Source organism: Streptomyces inhibens (genome assembly GCF_003389455.1).
GTDB classification, from domain to species: Bacteria; Actinomycetota; Actinomycetes; order Streptomycetales; family Streptomycetaceae; genus Streptomyces; species Streptomyces inhibens.
Window position 1 is genome coordinate 105,944 of record NZ_QUAC01000011.1, and the last position, 7,905, is coordinate 113,848.

General features: G+C 72.4%; 8 protein-coding genes and 1 pseudogene. 4 read left to right on the forward strand and 5 right to left on the reverse strand.

Annotation, left to right across the window (positions count from 1 at the left end; genetic code table 11):
* Positions 1-35: 35 nt before the first annotated feature.
* From DY245_RS01605 to DY245_RS45650, 4 genes and pseudogenes are all read right to left on the reverse strand, one after another.
* On the reverse strand, positions 36-1,193 hold the full coding sequence (locus DY245_RS01605; RefSeq protein ID WP_128502589.1) for an acetyl-CoA C-acetyltransferase: 1,158 nt from the start codon (positions 1,191-1,193) through the stop codon (positions 36-38).
* A 36-nt stretch (positions 1,194-1,229) separates the two neighbouring features.
* Positions 1,230-1,856, reverse strand: a complete 627-nt coding sequence (locus DY245_RS01610; protein ID WP_128502591.1) for a TetR/AcrR family transcriptional regulator — start codon at positions 1,854-1,856, stop codon at positions 1,230-1,232.
* Between the two features lie 15 nt (positions 1,857-1,871).
* A partial coding sequence (locus DY245_RS01615) for an SDR family oxidoreductase (protein ID WP_244942759.1) occupies positions 1,872-2,414 on the reverse strand: 543 nt, incomplete at its 5' end.
* A gap of 1 nt (position 2,415) precedes the next feature.
* Positions 2,416-2,699: pseudogene (locus DY245_RS45650) on the reverse strand (SDR family oxidoreductase); the annotation flags it as partial.
* Between the two features lie 181 nt (positions 2,700-2,880).
* On the opposite strand from DY245_RS45650, the gene DY245_RS01620 reads away from it, so the two are divergent.
* Both DY245_RS01620 and DY245_RS01625 read left to right on the forward strand, forming a co-directional pair.
* Positions 2,881-4,050 (forward strand): acyl-CoA dehydrogenase family protein, encoded by a 1,170-nt coding sequence (locus DY245_RS01620; protein ID WP_128502596.1) that lies wholly within the window; start codon positions 2,881-2,883, stop codon positions 4,048-4,050.
* On the forward strand, positions 4,050-5,030 hold the full coding sequence (locus DY245_RS01625; RefSeq protein WP_128502634.1) for an acyl-CoA dehydrogenase family protein: 981 nt from the start codon (positions 4,050-4,052) through the stop codon (positions 5,028-5,030). Before DY245_RS01620 ends, DY245_RS01625 begins: the two co-directional genes overlap by 1 nt.
* 11 nt (positions 5,031-5,041) lie before the next feature.
* On the opposite strand, the gene DY245_RS01630 is transcribed toward DY245_RS01625, so the two are convergent.
* Positions 5,042-5,659: a PadR family transcriptional regulator gene (locus tag DY245_RS01630; RefSeq protein WP_128502598.1), complete on the reverse strand. Its 618-nt coding sequence runs from the start codon at positions 5,657-5,659 to the stop codon at positions 5,042-5,044.
* 209 nt (positions 5,660-5,868) lie between these two features.
* Between DY245_RS01630 and DY245_RS01635 the strand changes: the two genes are divergently transcribed.
* Together DY245_RS01635 and DY245_RS01640 are read left to right on the forward strand one after the other, a co-directional pair.
* Positions 5,869-6,996 carry an LLM class flavin-dependent oxidoreductase gene (locus DY245_RS01635; protein WP_128502601.1) on the forward strand — a complete coding sequence of 376 codons (1,128 nt, stop codon included), beginning with the start codon at positions 5,869-5,871 and terminating at the stop codon, positions 6,994-6,996.
* The gene (locus DY245_RS01640) at positions 6,993-7,745 is read left to right on the forward strand and encodes a glucose 1-dehydrogenase (RefSeq protein WP_128502604.1); all 753 of its coding nucleotides are present in this window, start codon (positions 6,993-6,995) and stop codon (positions 7,743-7,745) included. Before DY245_RS01635 ends, DY245_RS01640 begins: the two co-directional genes overlap by 4 nt.
* The last annotated feature ends 160 nt before the right edge of the window (positions 7,746-7,905 follow it).

Here is a 7,905-nt window from a genome sequence, read left to right on the forward strand (position 1 = left end):
GGCACCCAGGGAGGCTCAGCGGCGGTCGGAGAGGTTCAGAGGCGTTCGATGATGGTGACGTTGGCCTGTCCGCCGCCCTCGCACATGGTCTGGAGTCCGAACCTGCCGCCGGTGCGCTCCAGTTCGTGCAGCAGCGTCGTCATCAGCCGGACACCGGTCGCGCCGAGCGGATGGCCCAGGGCGATGGCGCCGCCGTTGACATTGACCCGCTCCGGGTCGGCGCCGGTCTCCTTCAGCCAGGCCAGCACCACCGGCGCGAACGCCTCATTGATCTCGACCAGGTCGATGTCGTCGATCGACATACCGGCCTTCTTCAGCGCGTAGGCCGTCGCCGGGATCGGTGCGGAGAGCATCCGGATGGGGTCCTCGCCGCGTACCGACAGATGGTGGATACGGGCCCGCGGGGTCAGGCCGTGCTCGGCCACCGCCCGCTCGGAGGCGATGAGCAGCGCGGCCGCGCCGTCGGAGACCTGGGAGGAGACCGCCGCGGTCAGCCGGCCGCCCTCGACGACCGGCGCCAGTGCGGCCATCCTCTCCAGCGAGGTGGTGCGGCGCGGCCCCTCGTCGACGGTGACGTCCCCGTAGGCGACGGTCTCGCGGTCGAAGCGGCCCTCGTCGAGGGCGCGGACGGCCCGCTGGTGGGAGCGGAGCGCGAACCGCTCCATGTCCGCGCGGGAGATGTGCCACTTGGTGGCGATCAGTTCGGCGCCGTGGAACTGGTTGACCGGCGCTTCGCCGTAGCGGGCCCGCCAGCCCCCGGAGCCGGTGAACGGGCCCTCGGTCAGCCCCAGCGGCTCGGCAGCCCGGCGGCTGGCGAAGGCGATCGGGATCTGCGACATGTTCTGTACGCCGCCGGCGACGACCAGGTCCTGGGTGCCGGAGAGCACTCCCTGCGCCGCGAAGTGCACGGCCTGCTGCGAGGAGCCGCACTGGCGGTCCACGGTGACACCGGGCACCTCCTCGGGCAGTCCGGCGGCCAGCCAGCAGGTGCGTGCGATGTCCCCGGCCTGCGGTCCCACCGTGTCCAGGCAGCCGAAGACGACGTCCTCGACGGCGGCCGGGTCGACGCCGCTGCGCGCCATCAGCGCCGTCAGCACATGCGCGCCCAGGTCGGCGGGGTGGACGGCCGACAGACCCCCGCCCTTCTTCCCGACCGGGGTACGGACCGCGTCGACGATGTAGGCCTCGGACATGGTGGTCTCCTTGGTCAGATTCTGCGGAGGTGTCGGTCAGTTCCGCAAGGCGATCCCGTCCAGCACCATCGACAGGTACTGGCGGGCGATCTCCTCGGGGCCGTGCTGTGCGCCCGGCCGGTACCAGGAGGCGGCGACCCAGACGGTGTCGCGTACGAAGCGGTACGTCAGCCGGATGTCGAGATCGGCGCGGAAGACCTTGGCTGCCACTCCGCGCTCCAGGGTGCCCAGCCAGGCCTGCTCGAAGTTGCGCTGGGCGTCGGCGAGGTAGCCGAAGCGCGGCTGCTGGGCGGCCAGGTGCCGGGCCTCCTTCTGGTAGATCGCGACGGCCGCGCGGTGCCGGTCGATCTCCCGGAAGGATTCGGTGACCAGGGCCTCAAGGGTCTCCCGGGGGCCGAGCCGCGCGGCGAGCACCGCGGCGTATCCGGCCCACAGCTCGTCGAGGAAGCCGGCGAGGATCTCGTCGAGCATCGACTCCTTGGAGTCGAAGTGGTAGTAGAGGCTGCCCGCGAGCATGCCGACCGCGTCCGCGATCTGCCGGACGGTGGTCGCGTTGTAGCCCTGGGCGGCGAACACCTCGGCGGCGGCGGCGAGGAGTTCCCGGCGGCGCCCGGGGGACGGGGTCATGGCCGTCCGCTCGCCGTTCCCGCCGGCCCTCGGCATCCCCGCACTCCCGTCTCACGCATGCTGGGAGCTGACGGAGACGGTTTCCCCGGTCATGTACGAGGCGTAGTCGCCGGCCAGGAAGACGATGACATTGGCGACCTCCCAGGGTTCGGCGTAGCGGCCGAACGCCTCCCGCTCGGTGAGCTCCGCCAGCAGCTCGGGCGTGGTGACCTTCACCAGGTGCGGGTGCATGGCGAGGCTCGGCGAGACCGCGTTGACGCGTACGCCGTATGCGGCGGCCTCCATCGCGGCGCAGCGGGTCAGCGCCATCACCCCGGCCTTGGCGGCGGCGTAGTGGGCCTGGCCGCGCTGGGCGCGCCAGCCGACGACGGAGGCGTTGTTGACGATCACGCCGCCGCGGCCGGCGGCCTTCATCCGGCGCAGGGCCGCCCGGGTGCAGCGGAAGGTGCCGTTCAGCGTCACATCGAGGACCTTGCTCCACTGCGCGTCGGTCATCTCGACGAGGTCGGCGGTGCCGCCGAGCCCGGCGTTGTTGACCACGATGTCGAGCCGCCCATGGCGCTCTTCCGCCAGCTCCAGCAGGGCGTTGACCTGNCGCCCATGGCGCTCTTCCGCCAGCTCCAGCAGGGCGTTGACCTGGTCTTCGTCGGTGACATCGCAGGACAGGGCGGCCACCTTGCCGGCGCCGAACTCCTCGGCGAGCGCCTCGGCACTCTCCGTCAGACGTCGTGCATGGGCGTCGCCGATGACGATACGGGCGCCTTCCTCCAGGAAGCGGCGGGCGGTGGCGCCGCCGATACCGGCGCCGGCGGCCGCGGTGATGACCGCGGTCCGGCCGGCGAGCAGGTGGTGGCCGGGCACATAGGGGGGCGGTGTCATGCGCGAGCCTCCTGGCGCTCGACGTGGATGGGGCCTCGACGCTGCTCCTGACGGTACGTTAACCTACCAAACACTTGTTAGGAAAGGAGGGGCGGATGCCCGCTGCCCATGACGACGAGCCCGTGCGCCACGCACGGCAGGGCCCGATCGCGACCGCCACCATGAAGCGGCCGGGGGCCTGATGAACCTCGACTTCACCGCCGCGGAGGAGACGTTCCGGACCGCGGCCCGCGACTGGCTCGCCCGCCATGTACCCGCCACCCCGCTGCCGTCGCTGGAGACCGCGGAGGGGTTCGCCGCCCACCGGGAATGGGAGCGCCGGCTCTTCGCGGACCGCTGGTCGGTCGTCTCCTGGCCCGAGGAGTACGGCGGCCGGGGCGCATCGATCCTGCAATGGCTGATCTTCGAGGAGGAGTACTACGCCGCCGGCGCCCCCGGCCGGGTCAGCCAGAACGGCATCAACCTCCTCGCCCCGACCCTCTTCGAGCACGGCACCGACGAGCAACGGGCCCGGATCCTGGGCCCCATGGCGAGCGGCGAGGTCATCTGGGCCCAGGCGTGGTCCGAGCCGGAGGCCGGCTCGGACCTGGCCTCGCTGCGGTCGACGGCCGTACGGACCGACGGCGGCTGGCTGCTCGGCGGGCAGAAGACCTGGTCGTCCCGGGCCGCCTTCGCCGACCGCGCGTTCGGCCTGTTCCGCAGCGAGCCGGACACCCCCAAGCCGCATCAGGGGCTCACCTATCTGATGTTCCCGCTGGACGCGCCGGGCGTCACGGTGCGCCCCCTCGGCCGCCTCGACGGCAAGCCCGCCTTCGCCGAACTCTTCCTCGACGAGGTGTTCGTGCCCGATGCGGACGTCATCGGCGAGCCGGGGCAGGGCTGGCGGGTCGCGATGAGCACCGCGGGCAATGAGCGCGGCCTGACGCTGCGCAGTCCGGGCCGTTTCACGGCGGCCGCCGAGCGGCTGGCCGCACTGTGGCGCGCGGCCCCCGAGCCGGCCGATCCGGCCCTCGGCGACCGGGTGGCCGACGCGCTGATCGGCGCCCGCGCCTATCAGCTGTTCACCTACGCAGGCGCCTCCCGGCTCGCGGCCGGCGGGTCGACAGGTGCCGAGTCGAGCCTGAACAAGGTCTTCTGGTCCGAGCTGGACATCGCCCTGCACGAGACCGCACTGGACCTGCTCGGCCCGTACGGCACGCTCGCCGACGACGCCGAGGAGGCTCCCGCGCACGGGAGTTGGGCCGAGGGCTACACCTTCTCGCTCGCCGGGCCGATCTACGCCGGCACCAATGAGATCCAGCGCGACATCATCGCCGAGCGGCTGCTCGGCCTGCCGAAGGGACGCCGGTGATGCGGTTCCTCCTGTCCGATGAGCAGCGGGAGTTCGCCCGTACGCTGGACGGCATGCTGGGGGCGTGCGGCACCCCGGCCGTGGTGCGGGCCTGGGCGTCCGGGGAGCACAAGCCGGGCCGTGATCTGTGGGCGCGGATCGCGGAGGCGGGGGTGTTCGGGCTCGCCGTACCGGAGCGCTACGACGGGATGGGGCCGCTGCCGGTCGAACTTGCCGTCGCCTTCACCGAGTTGGGCCGCCATGCGGTGCCCGGACCGCTGGTGGAGACGGTGGCGGCGGCCGCGTTCCTGGACCGCCTCGGGGACGGCGCCGCGGCCGGCGAGTGGCTGCCCAAGATCGCCTCCGGTGACGCCGTGGTCGGCCTGTGCGCCGGGGCGCCGTTCGCGCTGGACGCGGATGCCGCCGACGCCGTCCTCGTCGTCCGGGGCGACACGGTGTGCCGTACGGACGCCCATGGCCCCGTGCAGCCCTCCCTCGACCCGGCCCGGCGGCTGTCCCGACCGCTCGGTGGCACCGTGCTGGCCCGGGGCCCGGCGGTGGCCGCGGCCGCCGCACATGCCGTCGATATCGCCCGGCTGACCACCGCCGCGCAGGCGCTCGGCCTCGGCCGTGCCCTGCTGACGGCCACGGTCGAACACGTCAAGCGGCGCACTCAGTTCGGAGTGGCCATCGGCTCGTTCCAGGCCGTCAAGCACCGGCTGGCGGACACCCTGATCGGGCTGGAGTTCGCGCAGCCGCTGGTGCACGCGGCGGCCCTGGCGGTGGCGGCCAACGCCCCGTCGGCCGGCCGGGAGGTGGCGGCGGCGAAGGTCGCGGCGGGCGAGGCCGGTCATGCCGCGGCACGTACGGCGCTACAGCTGCACGGCGCCCTCGGCTATACGGAGGAGCTGGACCTCTCGCTGTGGATCCGCAAGGCCCGCCCGTTGCGGGACGCCTGGGGCACCCCGGCCGACTGCCGGGCCCGCGTGCTGGCCGTCTGACACCGTCGGGCCTACGGGCGGCTCTTGGCGTCCAGATCGTCCATCTCGTCCAGGTCGGCCAGCATCGCATCGGCCAGATCCCGCTCGGAGGCGTAGAACCGCTCGGACCACTTCAGGACGAGCGCGGGATAGGCCCAGGCCTCTTCGGCGCGGGCGCTCTCGACGTCCACCTCGGCACGCTCGCGCATCGTCTCCGCGTACTCCCGGTGCCGGCCGAGCACTTCGCGCATCCGGTCGGCCTCCAGCAGATGGCCGAGCCACAGCCGCAGCATCACCCCGTGCTTGAGCACGGGCGGCTCCACCGGCGCCTCGCGCGCCCAGTGGCGGACCGCCGCCATCCCCTCGTCGGTGATCACATAGACCCGCTTGTCGCGGTTGCCGGTCTCCTGGGCGACCATCCGCGAGCTGACGTAACCCACCTTCTCCAGGCGCTTCAGCTCGCCGTAGATCTGGCTGAAGGACGGGCTCCAGTAGAAGAAGCGCAGTGACCAGTCGGACCACTTCTTCAGGTCGTAGCCGGACAGTTCCTCGCCGAAGGAGAGCAGTCCCAGCACCGCCCAACTCGTGGCCGGCAGTGCTGGTCGCTCCGCATCGCCGGCGCTCGCCGCGCCCGCCTTCTTGTCCGTCACGTTGCGCAGTCTACGGTCCGCACCGACCGGCGCCCGAAGGATGACCGGCGGACGACCGAGGGACGGCCGGCGGACGACCGACGGCACATCTGACGGGATATCCGACGGCTACCTGACGAACGTCTGACGGGGCGTCACCCACTCCCTTCCCCCTCCCTCGTATACCTGCTAGACATATTTCTCTTAGGAACATCCAGAGAGGTGGTTCCGTGAAATTCTCGATGATCTTCGAGGCGCAACTCGCCGACCCGACCCCCGCACGCGAACGTCAGGTCATCCACGACTGCGTCGAACAGGCCGTCCACGCCGAGGAGATGGGCTTCGACCGCATCTGGGCGGTCGAGCACCATTCGCTGAGCCAGTACGCGCACATGAGCGCCTCCGAGATCTTCCTGACCTGGGTCGCCGCCCGGACCTCGCGCATCCGGATCGGCCATGGCGTGGTGACCATGCCCTTCGGCTATCAGCACCCCGTCCGGGTCGCCGAGCGCGCCGCGATGCTCGATGTGCTCTCCGGCGGGCGCGTCGACATCGGCGCAGGCCGGGGCGCCACCCAGCAGGAGATGTCCATGTACGGGGTCAGCCCGGAGGACACCTACCCGCAGGTGGAGGAGGCGCTGCGGATCTTCGGCAGCGCCTGGCGCGAGGAGCAGTTCGAGTGGCACGGGTCGATCGACATCGGCCCCGGCGCCGTCCTCCCCCGCCCCGTGCAGCATCCGCACCCGCCGCTGTTCATGGCCTGCAGCAAGCACGACACCCTCAAGCTCGCCGCCGAACTGGGCCTGGGCGCCCTGGTGATGGGCTTCGCCGGCGCCGATGACGTACGCGAGATGCGCAAGGTCTACGACGAGGCGATCGCCGCCCGCAGCGGCGAGCGGTTCGTCACCGACCGGCCCAACGACCATCTCTCCGCGCTGTGCCCCACGGTCGTGCTCGACGACGGCGCTGCCGCGTACCGGATCGGGACCCGCGGCCAGCGGTTCTTCGCCGAGGCGATCGCCCACTGGTACGGCAACGGGCCCGCGCCGACCGGCCGTTTCGCGGACGAGGACCATGTCGCGGCGCTGGCGCGGCGCCGCGAGCAGCTGGTCGCCCGGCTGCACGAGGCGAACATCCCGGCGCGGCCCGTCGACACCGGCACCTACAACGCCCAGCACGCGTACGGCACCGCCCAGGACGCCATCGGCTACGTCGAGCAGCTGCGGGAGATCGGGGTGGACGAGGTGATGTGCCTGATCCAGATGGGCACCGTGCCGCAGGAGGTCTGTATGGAGACCATCCGGCAGTGGGGCGAGACGGTGATCCCGCACTTCCGCGCGCTCGGGGAGCGGGCATGAGCGCCGGCGGGGAGCGCCTGGACGGCAAGGTGGCGCTGATCACCGGCGCCGGGCGGGGGCAGGGCGCCGCCGAGGCGCGGTTGTTCGTGGCGTCCGGCGCATGCGTCGTGCTCGGTGACGTACGCGAGGAGGAGGGCCGCACGGTCGCCGCCGAGCTCGGGGACGCGGCGCTCTTCGTCCGGCACGAGGTGACGGACGCCGCCGGCTGGCGGACCGTGACCGAGGCCGCGGTGTCGGCCTTCGGACGGATCGACATCCTCGTCAACAACGCGGCGCTGTGGCGCACCGCCCCCGTCGACAAGGAGACCGAGGAGAACTTCGCGCTGCTGTTGCGGGTGAATCTGCTCGGCCCCTTCCTCGGCATCAAGGCGGTGGTCCCCGAGCTGCGCAGGGCGGGCGGCGGGGCGATCGTCAACATCTCGTCGACGGCGGGGCTCAGGGGAATTGCGCAGCACGCGGCGTACGGGGCAAGCAAGTTCGGGCTGCGCGGACTCACCGCATCCGCCGCGCTCGACCTGGCCGGCGACCGGATCCGGGTGAACTCCGTACACCCCGGAGTGATCGACACTCCCATGGTGGCGAGCGCACCGGGCCCGGACCGCCGGGGACAGGAGTGGCCACGGGTGCCGCTGCGGCGCATCGGGCAACCGGACGAGGTGGCCGCACTGGTCCGGTTCCTCGCCTCCGACGCCGCCTCGTACATCACCGGCGCCGCATTCGCGGTGGACGGGGGGCTGACCACCGGATGAGCAGGCCGGCCCCGTACCCCGACCCTCTCTCCCCCACCGCCCGCCGCCTCGTCGACGCGATGTCGGCGGACTTCCCCGACCCCGCCCGCGGGGCGCTGGACGCCGGGTCGCTGCGCCGCGCCTCGGGCACCGGGAGCGGCGGGCGCCGCCCCGCCCCGGC